1 protein-coding gene is annotated in these 532 nt (G+C 41.4%); it reads right to left on the reverse strand.

Translation table 11 applies throughout. From position 1 onward, the window contains the following. The coding region (locus NCCP2331_RS18350) for a phage portal protein (protein WP_251672132.1) at positions 1 to 532 on the reverse strand (532 nt) is incomplete at both ends.

Genomic DNA, 532 nt, shown 5'->3' on the forward strand with positions numbered 1-532 from the left:
TGTATTGACGAGTTTCAAGATTTCTGTATCAACCTCAATCGGTTCGTACTCCATCGTTTCATCAAGCACCAGTACCTTGTGCGCCTTGTCCGTACCTGAGTTAGCTGTTTGCCATTCGTCACGCAACTTTTCACGCGCTTCTTTGGCTAATTTACCGCCTTTGTATTTCAGCAAGCCGCCTGATTGTGTGCCGTTTTTGAAGAAGTTAGATAAGAACCGTTTACTGTTTTTTTGTGTGGTCAAATCATCTTCCAAACTAAGCAAGGGAGACTTGCCCTCTATTCCATCAAGAGAGAAAAACTTCATATGAAGAATATTTTCTTTTGGTATCTTGCGTAACTTACCAGGCGCTTCTTGGTACTCATAAATTAATTGATAGCCTGTGGTTTCATCCTGTTTGTACGTCACTTTTGAGTTATTCAAGTGATAAACCGCAATCGGCACACCTCTTGGTGACCTCACGATTTCCGCATAGGATTGACCGTTCAATAAGGCATTTGCAACCAATATAAATTTAAGTTGGTACGCTGTG

The sequence above is a fragment of the Sporosarcina sp. NCCP-2331 genome (assembly GCF_023707945.1).
Classification (GTDB): Bacteria; Bacillota; Bacilli; order Bacillales_A; family Planococcaceae; genus Sporosarcina; species Sporosarcina cascadiensis.